This is a genomic window from Larkinella sp. C7, from assembly GCF_006149005.1.
Taxonomy (GTDB): Bacteria; Bacteroidota; Bacteroidia; order Cytophagales; family Spirosomataceae; genus Larkinella.
Genome location: NZ_VBSL01000027.1, coordinates 22,596 through 39,150, shown reverse-complemented (window position 1 = coordinate 39,150; position 16,555 = coordinate 22,596). Strand labels below are relative to the sequence as shown.

Annotated in this window: 11 protein-coding genes and 1 pseudogene; 9 read left to right on the top strand and 3 right to left on the bottom strand. The window is 56.4% G+C overall.

What is annotated here, in order from left to right:
• The 9 genes and pseudogenes from FH871_RS33335 to FH871_RS30495 form a co-directional block, all read left to right on the top strand.
• Positions 1-472, top strand: a pseudogene (locus FH871_RS33335) (hypothetical protein); the annotation flags it as partial.
• Positions 473-487: 15 nt separating this feature from the next.
• Positions 488-1,522, top strand: coding sequence for a hypothetical protein (locus tag FH871_RS30530; RefSeq protein WP_138995121.1), 1,035 nt, complete (start codon positions 488-490; stop codon positions 1,520-1,522).
• 10 nt (positions 1,523-1,532) lie between these two features.
• Positions 1,533-2,552 (top strand): hypothetical protein, encoded by a 1,020-nt coding sequence (locus FH871_RS30525; RefSeq protein ID WP_138995120.1) that lies wholly within the window; start codon positions 1,533-1,535, stop codon positions 2,550-2,552.
• Positions 2,549-4,114: a caspase family protein gene (locus FH871_RS30520; RefSeq protein ID WP_138995119.1), complete on the top strand. Its 1,566-nt coding sequence runs from the start codon at positions 2,549-2,551 to the stop codon at positions 4,112-4,114. Before FH871_RS30525 ends, FH871_RS30520 begins: the two co-directional genes overlap by 4 nt.
• 20 nt (positions 4,115-4,134) lie before the next feature.
• Entirely contained in the window at positions 4,135-5,646 is a 1,512-nt protein-coding gene (locus FH871_RS30515) for a DUF4384 domain-containing protein (RefSeq protein WP_171063009.1), read from the top strand.
• Positions 5,647-5,699: 53 nt separating this feature from the next.
• Positions 5,700-7,457 carry a M48 family metallopeptidase gene (locus FH871_RS30510; protein ID WP_138995117.1) on the top strand — a complete coding sequence of 586 codons (1,758 nt, stop codon included), beginning with the start codon at positions 5,700-5,702 and terminating at the stop codon, positions 7,455-7,457.
• A gap of 4 nt (positions 7,458-7,461) precedes the next feature.
• Positions 7,462-8,736 carry a caspase family protein gene (locus tag FH871_RS30505; protein WP_138995116.1) on the top strand — a complete coding sequence of 425 codons (1,275 nt, stop codon included), beginning with the start codon at positions 7,462-7,464 and terminating at the stop codon, positions 8,734-8,736.
• A gap of 51 nt (positions 8,737-8,787) precedes the next feature.
• A complete protein-coding gene (locus tag FH871_RS30500; RefSeq protein WP_138995115.1) occupies positions 8,788-9,657 on the top strand; it encodes a CsgG/HfaB family protein in 870 nt (289 codons plus the stop codon).
• 9 nt (positions 9,658-9,666) lie between these two features.
• A complete protein-coding gene (locus FH871_RS30495; protein ID WP_138995114.1) occupies positions 9,667-11,178 on the top strand; it encodes a caspase family protein in 1,512 nt (503 codons plus the stop codon).
• A gap of 8 nt (positions 11,179-11,186) precedes the next feature.
• On the opposite strand, the gene FH871_RS30490 is transcribed toward FH871_RS30495, so the two are convergent.
• The 3 genes from FH871_RS30490 to FH871_RS30480 form a co-directional block, all read right to left on the bottom strand.
• Positions 11,187-12,809: a hypothetical protein gene (locus FH871_RS30490; protein WP_138995113.1), complete on the bottom strand. Its 1,623-nt coding sequence runs from the start codon at positions 12,807-12,809 to the stop codon at positions 11,187-11,189.
• Between the two features lie 106 nt (positions 12,810-12,915).
• Positions 12,916-14,313 carry a collagen binding domain-containing protein gene (locus tag FH871_RS30485; protein WP_138995112.1) on the bottom strand — a complete coding sequence of 466 codons (1,398 nt, stop codon included), beginning with the start codon at positions 14,311-14,313 and terminating at the stop codon, positions 12,916-12,918.
• A gap of 5 nt (positions 14,314-14,318) precedes the next feature.
• Complete coding sequence (locus FH871_RS30480; RefSeq protein WP_138995111.1) at positions 14,319-16,550, bottom strand: S8 family serine peptidase; 2,232 nt, start codon at positions 16,548-16,550, stop codon at positions 14,319-14,321.
• Positions 16,551-16,555: the final 5 nt, after the last annotated feature.

Genomic DNA, 16,555 nt, shown 5'->3' with positions numbered 1-16,555 from the left:
AGAAGCTAAAATCCGGATCAAAGCCTTTGTGGATTACCTGGGAATTATCGCGGACAAAGACCGTCCTTTCGATGAGCGCAATGGTGCCATTCGGCAGGCCCTGCTGATGTTCAAGAAAGATGTCAGCGTTGAGGTTTCCAATATCAATACGGGGGGGCGGACTACATTGCCATTGCGGCAATACCTGGAAAAGATCAAGGCACTCAAGTACGATAAAGTGCAGATTACCAACTTCGAATCGGTCCGATTGGATGATTGGAGAAAGCAACCCGATGGGTCCTACCAGGCAACGGGGCAGTATTTTCAGGCCTTTAAAGCCTGGCGAAATGGCGTCCCGGTTTATCAGGATAAAACCACCAAGAAGATAGAAGCGGACCTGCGGGTGCGGGAAGATCCCTTCTACAAAGAGAAAAACTGGATGGTTTTGTTGGGGAATATCACGGTGGATGCCACGGTTCGGGACGATAACTAACTGCACACAACGCGAATGACAATTTGGCAAGTAGTAATGGGAGCCGTTCCGCTGCTGGCGGTTTTGGGCCAGACGCCGGCGGTTATCGAGGGGCCACGAACGATGGGGGCGGCCGATACACTCCGGCTTGCCGGAGTGACGGATACGCTCAAAAAACCGGCGACGGATTCGCTGACCAGGCTCTCTGCGGATTCGGTGACCAGGCCGACCTACCTGTCCGTGGTGAGTCGGCCCGCCGAACCGTTCATGATTCAGCGCGTGGCTTTTGTGAGTGATTTTCTGCACCGGCTCAATTACCAGCAAACGCCGACGCAGCAGGCTTTCGACTCCCTGAGTCGGCTGACCTACCCGCGGGAACGTTACCTTCGGATGCTTTTCAACGAAGATGACCCGCGGCTGAATGCGCGCTCGGGCCGACACAGCCCGGCCTATCAAACCCTGGTGGATGAGTTTGTGTCAACGATCGTAGCCGACACAGCCGCGGTTTTGCTGCCGAAGGATACGGAGCAGTTATTTGGTGAAGTGGAATACGCGGTTTTGTATAAAAATACGCCCCAGAAGGTCACCTTTTTTCTGAAAAGAAACCGGACAGATTCCTATTCGGACTGGAAAATTATCGACGCGGAGGCCCCGTTTCTGAAGGCTTCGCGGACGGATACTATGCGACTGGATACGTCCCGACGCAACGATCGTTCGCTGTTTATCAGTTCTGAAACGCACGAAACCCGGTTTTTGAATCTGTTTAATTTTTTGCGCAACCGCGAAAACCTCCTGGCCTTCACGCTTTCGGCCTATCCGGTTAGTAAAACGCTGATCCGGCTGTCGAAGGCTGTTCAGGACGGTAGCCTGACGTTACAACAAACCCAGAAAGTGCATCTGTATCTGGATATTCGCCGGGGCTGGCTGCTCAAACTGGAAGATTTTCACCGGGAAAAAGAGAATGCGGGCTGGCTGATTACCGACCTCTACAGCGTCGAGTACCGAACGCCCCTGCCTGCCGCCCTGAGCCGGTACATGAAATGGTCCGCATCGTCTAAAAAGTCTGACTGACATGAATAGCATGAAAAACACACTGCTAAAGATTCTGATTGGTGGCTGGATTTCCAGTACGGCTGGTTGGGCCGCCCCCGATAAACCCGCCGGATTCAATCTGGTGAATCCGGCCGTGGCAAACTGGCTGGCGAAGTGGGAAAACCGGGTCAATCGACTCAGCAGCCGGGTCGATTCGGCCGAGACCGACACCCGGAAACTGGCTTCCTGGCAAGACTTTTTTGTGGCCGACACGGTGAAGATTCCGGATTTGCGCCAGCCAGCGGTTATTTACCAGCACGTTTCGCCCCAAACGACCGCCCGGAACTGGGTCAACGGTTTTTCGCAACTGTTCTGGGAAGATGTCTTTCATTTCCAGCTTCAGCCGACCCGGATGCGGCAAGTGGGCAAAAAGAAGAACCGCACCCGCCTTGAAGTAACCGCGTCGGTAGCCTTGACGGGCATCCTGAGCGAAGGCCGGCAGCCGCTGCGGCAACTCGACGAGTGGGTGCTTGAACTGGATGCGACGGAGCGAAAGGGGACCTACCAGGATTTGGTCATTCACAGCATCCGGCGGAAAGCCGACGCGGTCGAACTGCCGGGTTTGACCATTGCGAAAGTGGCCGACTACCACGAACAGATGCAGCATTGGTTTGTTCGGTTTCTGGCCGACTCAACCCGGCAAACCCCGGCCCTGGGTAAACTGAAACAACTGATGCGCTCGGATACCGTGGTGGTCATCACCGGTGAAAAAGCCGATACGCTGACGCTGTCCCAGCTTCTGGCCCTGCGGCTGCGCCCCGAAGCCATCGCCCGGTTCCAGATTCAATCGTTCGACCTGGAATACTGTGATGATTTTATCGAGAACCCGGATAAGGTCGTGGTCGGACAGCTTATTGTGCTGGAGGGCGTTACGGTTTCGGTCGAAAGCCCGCAGATTTACCGGCGCAAACGAACGGATGCCGTGCCGTTTCCGGCCGGTCGTCGGGAGCCCTGGGTTCAGGCATCCAACCTGGTCGTTCACTGGAATCAACCGAGTCAACTGCGATGAAAAACCTGTCAATTTTCGTGCTGCTGCTGAGTCTGGCCGTTTTTTCCGGCCCGTCGATTCAGGCCCAGTCGGCCCGGACGGCGCTGCAATGGATGGAGCTGGCCGACCGGGAAACCGATCCACAGAAGGCCATCGGCTACTATCGGGAGGTCCTGAAAATCCAGCCCGATGGCCTGACAGCCGCCGAAGCCTATCACGGGAGTGCGGTGGTTCGCTCGTTGCCCGCCGTGAAAGCGTACCGGGAGGCTCTGGAGGACGTCAATCAGGCCATCCGCCGGGATGAGGGACCGGCCAAATACTACGCCCAGCGTGCGTATATCTACATTCAGTTGAGCGAGTATGAACGGGCCGCCCGCGATTACCAGCAGGCCATCAACCGCGCGCCCTCCAAAGCGGATTATTACAGTGGGTTGAGCTACTGCCAAACCAAACACGGCCGGTTCGACGAAGCCGAAACCACGGCCCAGAAAGGCATCGATCTCAATGCGAACTCGCCCTATGCCTATCGAAACCGGGGCCGGGCGCGGTTGCGGAAAGGCCAGGTCGATGTGGCCATCGCCGATTTTCAGACCAGCCTGAAATTGAAACACGGCCAGCTTTTTCGGGTGTATTGCGATCTGGGTGAAGCTTATGAACAGAAAGGCGAACCGCAGCAGGCGCTGAAATACTACCAGCAATCGCTGGACATCGATCCGGATTTTCCGGATGCCCTGGTGGGCAAGGCACAACTGGAGCAGAAATTGAAAATTGGCGGCAAAACCGGTGCGCTGCCAGCTTCCAATTTTAACGGTCGGCGGGTGGCACTGGTGGTTGGCAACTCCGACTACAAGAACGTGAACAGTCTGGAGGGGCAACCCCGAAACGACGCCAAAGCCATGCAAAAACGGCTGACTGACCTGGGCTTCGAAACCATGCTCGTCACCGATGTGACGCGGGAAGGCATCGATAAAACGCTGCTGGAATTTTACAAAAAAGCCGGTAAAGCTGATGTCGCGCTGGTATTTTATGCCGGCCACGGCGTGCAGCACCGGGGTGAAAATTACCTTCTGCCCGTCGATGCGCAGCTTAAAAACCCGGAAGACATGGATTTGCAGGCCATTTCGGTGACGAACCTGATCGACGCGATTCAGAAACAGGAGCCCCGTTATTGCATCATTATCATCGATGCCTGCCGCGACGACCCGTTCAGTAAACCCGCCGGAACTGCCGCTCCCGCCCAAAAAGACAGCCCCCGGTCGGTTCGGCTTTCGGGAGTTGCGGGCGAGCAGCCCCGCCCGGTGTCTCAGGGTGGGCTGAGTCGCGGATTCAAGCGGATTCATGTCGAAAACAGCATCAATAACTGCTACGTAGCCCTGGCCACCGCACCCGGCTCCACCGCCCGGAATGGCCCCAAGGAGAACGGATACTATACGGCGGCCCTGCTCGCGCACCTTCGGCGGGGACGACGGATCGGGGATGTTTTTCAGGACGTACGCAGTGAAGTGATTGCCCAAACCCAGAAAAATGGATTTTCCCAACAACCGGAATACATCGACCGAACCGTCGAACCCCTTGTTCTGTAACCCTAACGCTGATGAGATTTATGAAAAAATATACGGCTACTGCATGTCTGCTTTTCCTGTCGCTATGGGGCGGTTCTTCGGCGGTCTGGGCTCAGCAACGCTTCACCCGGGGAGATAGCACCGCGTTCATTGTCAATTGCCGTACGGCCCTGGAAGACTATACCAGCGCCCTGAACGCGGCCGGTTTTTACTGCCAGTCGCAGGGGGAGTTCAACAGCAAACAACAGATTCTGATTGCCCAGTCGTTTGCCGGTAAAGAGACGTTTGTGTTCAGCGATCTGATGGGGGAGTCGTATCCCGTTGAGCAGTATTCGCAACAGTTTCGCCTTTTCAAGGGCGCTGCGGAAACCAATCTGGATCGGGAGAAATACGTGCTCAGCCGCAACAAGGAAGGGAAACTGGTGATGGTTACCTACGTAACCCAAACGACGGAGTTTGCCAAACCGGGAACGGCCCGAACCAAACGGACGACCCCGCTGGCGATCCATTTTTCCTTCGATATCCTCACCGAATCGAGCGGTTTTGAGCCGCAGAACTACCGGATTGTCAAGATCGAAAAAGCCGCCGTCATTCCGCCCCAGGCTGTTTCTTTTCCGGTGGATGTGAACCTGGCCGAAATTCGCCAGCGTGAACGCAGCCTGAGCTGGGCGGTTTATCGCCTGGCCAAAAGCATCACGGAAAAACTGCCGGACAAGAAGAAACCGGTGGTGGTAAGAAAATTTTCGTATGACAACAGCCAGCTCACCAATGCGTTTTCCGACCAGTTGGTGAACGAGCTTCGTCAGCGGCTAAAAACCGACGAAGGCCTGACTGTGGTGGCCGACGATCCGGCCCAGGGGCTGGGGATTCGCGGAAGCTACCGGCAACGGGGCGGTCAGGTTGAAATCATGACCGAGCTGTTTGATCCGGCTACGGACAACAGTTTCGCCAAACTCACGCCGAATCTGGATCTGCCCGTTACCTGGGTGCAGGAGAAGGGGCTTCAACTGAAACCGGAACAGAACGATGAAGTGATTGCCACCCAGCAGACCATTACGGCCGGAGCGCCACCGGCTTCGGCTCCGCCCGTGGAGGCCAAAGCCGAACCCTTTCAAATTACGATGAAGGCCTCCGGGACGGCCCGGAAAAACCTGGAATTCTGGGAAAAAGACACCATGACGGTGCAAATCCGGGTCAATAAGCCCGGCCACGTCCGGCTCCTCTATGTGCAGACCAACGGCGAGGTTGCCCTGCTCTGGAATGACTTCGAGATTAAACCGGGGCAGGAAAACAAGGACATCGTGTTTCCGGATCAGTTTGAGTGTATTCCGCCTTTTGGTCAGGAAACCCTGATTGCTGCGGCATCGACCACCCGGTTTTGTTCGGTCGAAACCAAACCGAACGAACACGGCGCGGACATCATCGTGGGAACGCTGAAAGATGCGCTGAAAAACGCCCGGTGTGTGGATCGCGGCATGGCCCGGTTGCCCCAACTGGCCGAAACACGGCTGGTGCTGACGACCCGCAGCGCGGTGGCGCAACGCACGAAATGAAGTTTTGAATTCGCCGTTGACTCGGCCATACCTTTTTATTTAACCCTGGTCTTATGAAAATCATGCGTATCAACCTGTTGATGGGAATGCTGCTCGTTCTGCCGCTGACCCTGGTGGCCCAGAAGGGCAAGAAAAAAAAGGAAGAATCGAAGCCGGAAATAACGGCTCCGAAGCCCGTAGCTCCGGTGGTGCCGGACACGCCGGTGGACGAAGTGCCCCTCGATAAAACCGGAAAAGGGATTATCATCGAGTTTAAACCGCCTTATAAATACATGCTGGTGCTGGCCGAAAACGATGAAGAGGGGCGGTATAGCCACGTATTCATGACCGATTCAACCCTGTTTCCGAAACGCAGGGTGAGCTATTCGAAAGGGGTCCGGCGGAAAGTGAAACCCCAGGATTTACTGACGCCGTCCTCGTTCCGGGCCGGTATGGAGATTAGCTTCCATTTCGACCATTACCAGCGAACGTTGCGGAACATCGCCAAAGAATTTTACCTGGATGATGATTATTTCGGGAAGGCCAAAGTCAGCGGTATTCTCGAATTTCGGGATGGAAACCGGGCGATCATCGACGGACAGGAGGTGCGGATGGACCCCAAAGCCGAGGTGAAGGGCCAGGACGAATGGAAAAACAAAACTTTCAACTCGTTTAACCAAATGCAATTGGGAGCCGAACTGACCGTAACGGGTCGGCGCGATACGAGCGGGGTTATTTTTGTCAAATCCGGCACCATGCGCCCGGTTGAAATCAGTAAGGACGATCTGTTGATGCGCCGGGCCATCAACAAGGCTTTGTTCATGAACAAAGATGTTTTACAGATCGGGAAAGACATGTCGTATCGCTTTGTGACCGAACGAAACCTGTTTGCGTATGTCAATGATGTGGGGCAGAAACTGATTCCGGAATACCTGAAATCACTGGATCCCAACCACCCTGATTTTATCAACTTCAAGTTTTATCTGGTTCACGACGATACGTTCAACGCGTCGGCCTATCCCAACGGAACGGTCATTGTGCATACCGGACTGATCAAACAACTGGAAAACGAGGCCCAGTTGGCGGCCATTCTGGGCCACGAAATTGCCCACGTTACCCAGCGGCACCACACCAAAAGCTACCGAACGGGCAAAGACTGGCAGGCACTGGCGGATTTCGGTAGCACGGTAACCGGCTACCAAACCGGCAGCGATGTACCGGCCAAGTTGATTCAGGCGGCCAAAGACATGTACCACAGCAGTTATAACCGCGAACAGGAAACCCAGGCCGATCGCATCGGGCTGCAATACATGTTCATGGCCGGCTATGACCCCCGGCAGGCCGCTAAAGTCTGGAGTAAACTGGCGCGGGATGAAAAGGAAGCCGGTGAATCGCCGGAGGAAGCTGCGGCCCTGCAATATGTCATGAACGCTTCGGAGACCGGCGAGCAACGGCAGGACAACAGCCAGCGGGCCTCCGACCTGGCGGCCACGGGCTATGCGTTGAGAAGCCAGAATTACGCCATGCTCGCGTTCCGGAATGTGGCCGCCAAAAAAGGCGAGTCGGTGTATTCATCACACCCGCGCTCCCTCGACCGGTTCAACCACGTTAACTTCCTGCTTTCGACTGCCTTTGCCTATACGGATTTTAATACGCTGGAAACCAACGAGCCTGACTTTAAGAAGATCCAGGCTCAGCTCAAGAAAATTGTTGTTCAGCCTGCACCGGGGGTGAAAACACCGGACAAGCCCGGTGACAAAAAGAAGAACCCTAAAACACCGGGGAAGCAACCCGGAAACAACCGGGGAAAAACATTCGTAAAACCGCAGTAGCCCTATGCGCGTCCTAGCCCTTCTCTTTCTTCTCTGTTTCGCCGGCCCGGGGACGACATCGTCGCTGGGGCAGGCGAAACTGCATTTCATCGTTTTTGCCGACACGGATGATCCGACCCTCGGCGATGCCAACCGTAAAACGTACAATTACCTGACCGGCAATTACGGACCCAACGTTGCCCGATACGCCGGTTTATCACTCGAAATGGCGGCTTATAGCGGGGCCAAATGCCTGGCCACCGAACTGGACCAGAAACTGGACGCTCTGAAAGTGGACGCCGACGATGTGGTGCTGTTTTACTTTATCGGACACGGCTGGAACAACCGTCAGAACGAATACCCCTCCCTGATTTTTGGAAAAGCCAACGCCGACCGCGCTACGCTGGAAACCAGTTCCCGAAATCTGCAAACGATTTACGAACGGATTCTGGCCAAAAAACCGCGTCTGGCGCTGGTGATTGGCGAAGCCTGCAACAAAGAACGGAGCGATGAGCCGCCCGTCACCAGCAAACGTGAGGCCATTCCGATGGATGCACCGGAAAGTGCCGATGCCGCCAAGTACAACGCGTTGTTTCGGAATTATGCCGGGAGTCTGATTCTGAGCAGTTGCAAACGCAACCAGTACTCCTTCAGTGATCCGAAGGGCGGCTGGCTGGGGGTTTCCTGGCAGGTGGCGACCAACCGGCTGCTGTCGTCGAAAACAAAGGAAAAGCCGACCTGGGACCAGTTTATAAAAACCGTTGTCAAACTGACCGAAAGTGCGGCTGCGAAGAACAACCAGAACCAGAACCCGCAGCAGCAGATGGCCATTCGCCCCGTCCAGGGAGGAGGGGGCGGTGTTCCGCCGAAACCACCCGTTCCACCCGTAGTAACAGATCAAGCGCCCTGCCCGCCTTTGGACAGCTACGTAAACGAGACGGCGCTGGCCGGTATTCGGGAAGATTTGCCGCTGTTGAAGCGGATGGATGAGGAAATCAGCACGGATAATGCCGAGCAGTTTGCCGAAAAATTCGACACGTTTTACCGCAATCAGAAGAATTTCTATGATTCCCTGAACCAGATGCTTTTCTACGATCAGGCCGATATGCCGGAACGTTGCCGGGCTGGCTTTCAACAGGATACGCGCTGGGTAAAACCCAAAACGACGGAAATCATCCGGCGGTATCAGATCGTGGTCAAAATGAGTAAACAACCCCAGCAACTTGTGGCCCAGGCCCGGAGCGAATTGCCCTCGCTGATTCGCAGGCTGGAGGAAATTCTTGAAAAACTGGATAAATAACCGCGTACTCAACACCAATTTTTCTCTCGTTAAAAACAAATCACGTTTACTATGAAAGTTCTCTTTACGTTAGCTGCATGGCTTTTTGTGGTTCCCCTGACGATGGCGCAGGTTTCGTCGCAGCCGGTTGTGAGCGTGTTTCCGTTCAAAGGAAACTACAGCGACCGGGTCACCTCGGCCGTTTTTTCGGGTCTCACGAGTTCAAGGCGGGTTAAAACCGTCGATTCTTCCACCCTGGATGAGATTGTTCAGCAGCAGAAAAAGTCGCTGGACGACAAATACGATCAGACCAACGCCATTCAGGCCGGGCAGTTGGCCGGGGCGCAGTTTATGATCAACGGCGAGGTAACGGCAGTGAATTTCAGTAACCAGCGGATCGGGAATGTGACCTATAATAATTGCAATGTGGAAGCCAAAGTGCAGGTAACCGACCTCGAAACCGGCGTCAGTGAGTTCGAAACGCTTCAGAGTTCGTCCACTTCCAGCAGCAATTCGGATCGGGATTACCTGGTCAACATCGCCATGAATTCCCTGATGTCCAAGGCGGAAAGTTTTGCCCGCCGAAAATTTCCGGCCAGTATGCAAATTCTGGAAGTGCTCGAAAAAAGCGACAAAAAAGGCATCATCAGCTTTCGGGTCGAAGGCGAGGGGCTGACCTCGAAAGCATCGGCATCGGACGAAGACGGTATTCTGTTTCCTTTTCCGCTGCCGGGCATGCGCACGCGCATCATCATCACTAACCAACGCGAAGTAGCCCGGCCCGACGGAACCAAACGAATTGTGAATGAGGAAGTTGCTTTTGCCAAAATTAAAAAGGTCGAGGATGGCGGCACGGCTTTATGTACGGTGACCGAAGGCGGAAAGAAACTGCAGGAATTGTGGGATAAACAGGCCCGGCTGATGCTTAAAACCACCAACTAAGAAGAGACGATGATGAGATTCCGATTGAGTGTGCTGTCGGTTCTGATGGGGAGTTGGCTGGCGTGTGCCACGGTTTTTGGGGCCGTGGCCGAACCGCCGGTAGCGGTCGTGGTGAAGACGGGAAGCACCCACGAGCTGACGTCCGTCCTGCCGGTTTTGCAAGGATTGCTCCGCGAGCGGAAATATTCAGTTGTGGCGGGTTCGCAGGCCGGCGAGGCCGGGTGGCGGATCGAGTTAAGCTGTCTGACGGATAAATGCCCGCTGGATGCGTCGGTGCCGCGGGTGATCGTCAAACTGGAAGCCTTCGACCCCGGGCAGCCGGAGCCGGTCGCCGTTGTCAGGGCTCCCCATTGCAGTGTTCAATCGATTGATCAGGCGGCTTCCCAGGCGGTTACGATTCTTTTCAAAGGCCGGGGGGCGTATGAACGCGACCGGGAAGCGTTTTTTCGACAGATTGGCTTTCATTTTTCCGGAAAACAGGTAGCACCGGTGTTGGCCGTGCGGGATACCGTTGGCCCGCAAATTGATGTGATCAGCCCTTCGCTGCCGGAAGCGGCCCGGGGCATGGCCCGGTTGGCAAAGGCTAAAACGGGTGAGGTCGCCATTATCGGGCGGGTTACCGATCCCTCGAAGGTCGATCGGCTCACGCTCAACGGGCAGTCGGTTGCGCTCGACGAAAAAGGGACGTTTCAGCCGGTGGTGCAACTGACCGACCGGGGCGATTACCCCATTCTACTGGAAGCACAGGACGCGGTGGGCAACGTGAGCCGGCTGGAATTTACGCTGACGCCCCAGATGGCCCAGCGAATTGCGGCTGCGAAGTCGGCGGTCGATAAACGGCTGGCGCTGGTGATCGGGAACGGCGGTTACAAGGGGGTTCCATCGTTGGGCAATCCGGTCAACGATGCCGACGCGATGGCCAGCTCATTGACCAGCCTGGGATTCAGGGTGATCAAATGCACAAATGTCGACCGGATTGCCCTCATCAGTGCCATCAATACGTTTGGAGAGGTGCTGAGCAAGGAAAATTACACGGTCGGGATGGTCTATTATGCCGGTCATGGCGTTCAGCGCAACGGGTTGAATTACCTGGTTCCGGTGGAAGTGACGAAGCAGAGTGATGTCGAATCAGAATGCGTCGGTCTACAGCATATTCTGAATAAAATGGAAGCCGCCAACACCCGCGTCAATATTCTGGTGATGGATGCCTGCCGAAACGATCCGTTCGTCAAACCGGCCCAGCAACGGGATGCCGGCAATTCGGGCGGCCCGGCGTCGATCAAAGCTCCAACCGGCACGCTTATTGCCTTTGCCACCGCGCCCGGCAGTACGGCCGCCGATGGAACCGGTAAAAACGGCACCTACACCGAAAGTTTGCTGCAACACATCCAGAAGCCCAATGTCTCGATCGAATCCGTTTTCCGGCTGGTGCGCACGGATGTGATGCAGAAAACCAACAACGAACAGATTCCCTGGGAGTCGACTTCGCTGACGGGCGACGAGTTTTATTTTCGGCGTTGAAGGCAGGCTCAGTTCAGTGGGCAATTGACCCGGTAATTCCAGATGGTTTGCCCCGTGACCCGAACCGTTACATACTGGCTTTTGGTTTTGATGAGTTGCTGCATGGATGCCCGTGACCAACTGTCGTAGATCGTGCTGCCGTAGTAAATAAACAGCGGTTTCGAATCCTCATCGATGTCGTCTTTGCGGCCTTCAAACACCTCGATCTGATCCGGGACGGCATCCGTGTAGTAGTCCAGCGCGAAGGTGGCATCTTCCTTGCCCAGATCATATTCGGCAATCACCACCTTGATGTCAGGGCTTTGATAATCCTGTCCGTCCTGCCCGCCATTGCATTGAGACAGCGCAATGTCGTCGTGAATTTCCGGACCGGCTTCGTTCAGCGTATCCGGAGATACGGCGGTCGAATCGGGGGCGACGGGGTTCAGGCTATCCGGGGGGGAAAGGCGGTTTTTGTGGGGCGCGAGATGCTTCCGGACCGATGCGTTCAACTGATGCTGGGAGAGCGGTTTTTCGTCATAGGCGAAGTAGTAGTAGGCAATCAGCCCGGCCACCAGCAGCACCAGCAATCCCAGCAGCAGTCCCAGACAACCCAGGCCGCGCTTCACCGGTTTGAGCGGGTCCGGAATAAAAACCGGAATCACATAGTCGGCCTGGCCGCGTTCGTGGACGTAGGTTTTGACCAGCGGCTCTTTTTTATCGACGAGGTCGTAACACTGCACACTTTCGCCGTAATAGGTATTGTTCAGCAGCAACCGTCCCTGTTCATCAGCCTGGGCGGGCAGTTGCATCCCCTGATAATCGAGCCGGATATGGTGCTTGGGAACCGCCCGTCCGTGCTGGTCTACCACCCGGAAAAACATGGAAAACGGCAGTCGTTCGAGCAAAACCGGATACGGTTCCGCCGGGTTTCGTTCATCCACGAAGACGGTTTGCCGATTCACCGGCTGCCCACCGGCGTCCTGCTGATACACCGTTATTTCGCTCAGATACGGAACCTCTGCAATCGTTAACAGGCCCTGTTCGTCGGTTGTCAGCGTCCGTTTATGGGTTTCAAACTCAACCGCCAGCGGCTCGTTGGCTGCGGGCAGGTTCGTTGGCCGGTACGTGGCCCTGATCACCACGGGCGTGACCCCAAACGGCACCAGTTTCCGGATGATGTTGCGCTCGGGTTTCTCCGTTTCGAACATAAACCCCCAATTGGTCAGCGTAAACCGGGGGCCGTCGGGTGTGTTGAATACCAGGATATGTTCCGTCGAAGGTACTTCCAGAAAGCTCTCGACACTTTGGCGCAGATTCCGGTAGCTGGCCCGGTCATATTGCCCCGGCCCTTTTTTGATATACCGGATGATGTCGCGAAACAGGGAGTTGACCTGCTCGTTCAGAATCGGCAGAAGCTGTTGCTGTTCCTCGGGCGAATACGATGCCAGCGTCCGGAAATCGCCGGAATACGCCCCATACCAGGTAATTTCATCGCGGCCAGCCCCCGTTACGAGGGGTTCGGCAAACAAACGGTCGTGACCGTTGACAAACAGGCCACGCACCTGTTCATACCGTTTGACGTTTTCACCCACGTTAAAAAATACCGGCCGAATGCGTTTCAGGGGGGTCGTAAGAAGTTCACGTTTCATGCGGAAAGGGCTTTCTAATGGTTTGGTAAAGCGCCGGGAGCGCCGGGATGTCTATTGATGCCCGTCCGTAAAAAAGGTTATCACGGCCGGTCGTTTTTTTGAGCGGTCAGAGGTGAAACCGGTCCACAAAAACCCGCTCGCCCTCTTTGGATGTCTCCCGTTGCAGGACGTACTGCTGATTGCCGTGCTGAACCGTGATCTCGAACGGAACGGCCTGTCCTTTCGGCGAACGGCGTTTATAAAACGAAACCTCGATGGTGTAATACCCCGCGTGTGCTTTCTCCCAGTAGGCGTTTTCCTGCGGCTCGGTCGTGGCCGAATCGTCATCGGCGTTGGCGTCCAGATCAAGAATGCCTAGGTTATCTCTGAAATTCACTTCCCGTTGCTGGTAATTGAGCAGATTGCCGCCGGGATCGGAAACGAACAGATCCAGGTCGTCGGTCGAAAACCAGCGGAGATTGACGCTGAACGCACCGCGACGCCCCCGAAGCCCGGATGAATTCAGTTCCACAACGCGGATTTGGTCCCCGGCCGCCAGTTCCAGGCGCTCGTCGGCAAAATCCGGATGCGTCACATACACCACCGCTTTTTCACCGGCCAACAGCAAAACCGGGTTGAAGGAAACCAGGCCGGTTTCCGAACTGGTCTGGGTAAGGTCGGAATTGGCGGTCGTTAGCCGTACCGTGGCACCGTTGACCGGTTCATTCGTAGCAAGATCGATAAGCTGGAGCGGGAAGGCGTGTTCTTCAAGTCGCGGGTGCAAGGTTAAGGTGGTGATGAGGGGATAAAAACCGTCGAAAATGAGGTCGGCAACGGTTTTTTCGCTGGTCAGCGTGGTGGTTGCCACGGCGTACGCGTCGGCTGCGGCCTCCACCTGAAACACCAGCGGATCGATGGGGACGATCTGCTGGAAACTGACGTTTCCGTCGGTGCTGGTCGTCAGTTGATACGTCTGTCCGCCGTGGTACAGGGATACTGTCGCGTTGGCAACCGGCTTCTGGTCAACGGCTTGCACCACTTTGGTGTTGAGCATCATCCGGGGTGCAACGGCCTGCTGCGTCAGCTTGTGAACCAGGCCACGGGCGGGGTTGAAATCACTGCTCAGAAAGCCCCACAGGATTAAAACCGGGCGTTTGCCAATGAGATACAGGTTTTTAACCTGCGGAATTTCAAGGCAGTCGGCCAGCATCCGGTGCAGGTCGTCCGCGTCGTGGTAGCGCTGAATCTGGTCATACGCCAGATCGGTATAATACCGCAAAACCGCCCGGGATTTGGCCTGCCATTCGGGCGACAGTTCCTGATAGGGCTGAATGGCACCGGGCAGATCGCTAAACCAGCGAATCTGACCGGGTTCGATAACGGGCTCGGCAAAAACCGCATGGCCGCTGCCCACCGTTAGCAACTCCCGGAGGGTCTGATATCGTTTGACGCCTTCGCCAACGTTCGAGCCGAAAACGGGGCGCAGGCCGGCAGTGGGGGTAGTGGCAATCAGTTGCCGGGGCATAGGCGTTAGGGCTGGCGTTTGAGTTTGGCAATTTCCCGTTTCAGACTGTCGAGCGTTGCAGCACACGCATCTTTTGGCTCCAGCCGACAGGCTTCCAGGGCTTTGTGCAACTGAATGAGCGGCCCGATGGATTTGCCGTTCCCGCCCAGGTGCGGGTTGCCGGTTTTTACCAGAATAGCCCGGATTCGGTCGGGGCTCAGGTCCGGACGCAGGGAACACATGAGCGCCACGCCACCGGCCACGATCGGCGTGGCCATGCTCGTACCGCTCATGTAGTCGTAGCCTCCGCCCGGCACCGCGTTGTAAATCTGCACACCGGGTGCCGACACGGTCGACAACGGGCCGTAATTGCTGAAGGAAGCGCGTTCGAACTGGCCCGCCTGGTTGGGTGGACCATCCGCCGACACATTGATGGTGTACGGCGTATCGTTCATCGGGTCGAAACCGGCCGGAATATTTTCGTTGCCGGTTGCTTTCACGATGACGACGCCATTGCGCGAAGCCTCGCCGAAAAGGGTTTCGAACAATTGGCGTTCGGTTTGATAGGCCGGACTTTGCTGGTAACTCGCCAGCAGGACGTTTTGCCGGGCTTCGGGCATAGCCGCCAGTTTGGCCGCTGCGGGAGCCGGAATACTGCGGCCCAGCGATAGACTGATGACGCGGGCACCGTTTTTAATGGCATATTGAAGACCAAAAACAATCGCTAACGTACTCGGTTTGTCGGTGCCTACCTGAACGGCCATGACCCGGCAGTTGGGTGCAATGCCGGAAGTGCCGGCGGCATTGCCCGCCCGTCCGGCTACGGTGGCTGCGACGTGCGTACCGTGTCGGCCACCGACGGGGCTGTCGGTGTTGATCTTCCCCGACTCGGCGGTCATGTTGCGGGCTTGCACAATCTGGTTCTGGAGTTCGGGGTGGCCCGTATCAAAACCGCCATCCAGCACGGCCACCGTCACCTGATCGGAGCCGCGGGTGATATTCCAGGCTTCAAAAGCACCAATGGCTTCGAAATACCAGTTCCTGGTCCGGTTTGCCAGATCCGGATCGTTGGGCAGACCGCTCGACTGGAACAGACTTTCGTCGAAAACCAGGTACACTTCCGGCATTTTCTGAAGCCGGTCGCGCCAGACATCCCGCTGATCGGTCGGAATCTGGACTTGCAGGGCGTTCAGGGTGGTATCGAAGGCCACGATCTGCAATTCGTTGTCGGTATAACTGGCTTTCACTTTGTTGACAAACGCGACCAGATTGACCTCCTTTTTCAAAAAGACGTTCAATCGGTTGCCAATAATCGGGCGTTGCAGGGAGTCTTTCGGGTTGGTAATAATCTGAGCTGAGTCAACGGGCGCGACAATTCCCTGCGGGCGATCCGGCAAGTGGGGGCTGAGGGTTCGTCCCGACCCGGGCATCTCGCCCGGCCCGGTTTCGACACCCGGTACGCCCACCCCAACGGGACGACCCCATTGCGCGGGCCAGAACCAGTACAACAACCCCAGCAGGAGTAACAGCAGAAGCAGTCCCAGCAGCCAGCCGATGCACCCGCAACCCACCGGACCGTCGGTTTGCCGTCGCCACCAGAACCAGCGTGGCCACCGCCAGTCCCACCACCACCGCCGGGTTTTCACGGTGTCCGGTGCCGGCTGAACCGGTACCGGGGGCGGGGTCGGATTGGAGGACAGTACCGGATTCATGGACGTTGCCAGCGGCACCACCGGCGGCAACGCTGGCGGTTCGGGAATCTGGTGTTTGAGGTACTGATTGACCCGAAACCGTTCCTGGCGGCTGCGATCGGATTCAAACCCCCACAGCACCAAAACCGCCTGATCGCCGTTGGTCAGCACGCATTCCGGCCCCGGAATTTCGATGGCGAGCCGCAGCAGGGTTCCCAGTTGCTGGTTTTCCGTCTGCGAAGTCCGTTCGAGTTCATCGGCCAGTTGGCGGATGGCGAAGAGCTGGGCATCCAGCAACTGGCTGACGCGGGCGCGATCCGGAGGAATGAGGTTGGGTAAGGGCGTTCCCTGCCGAAAACTATCGGAAAACCAGCGGGCTTCGGTGCGCGTCTGTTCGTAGGGCGGTGGAATGAGCGGCTCGGCCAGAAGCTGCGCGTAGCTTTCGCCCAGGCGGCTGCGGAGCAGATCCCGAAGCTGGTTGTAGCGCGTGTAAACGGGCTGCGCTAACCAGATAACCGGCCGGTAAGCGGAGAGCGACGTACTGAAGATGGGATAGTGGGCGGGCATGAGAA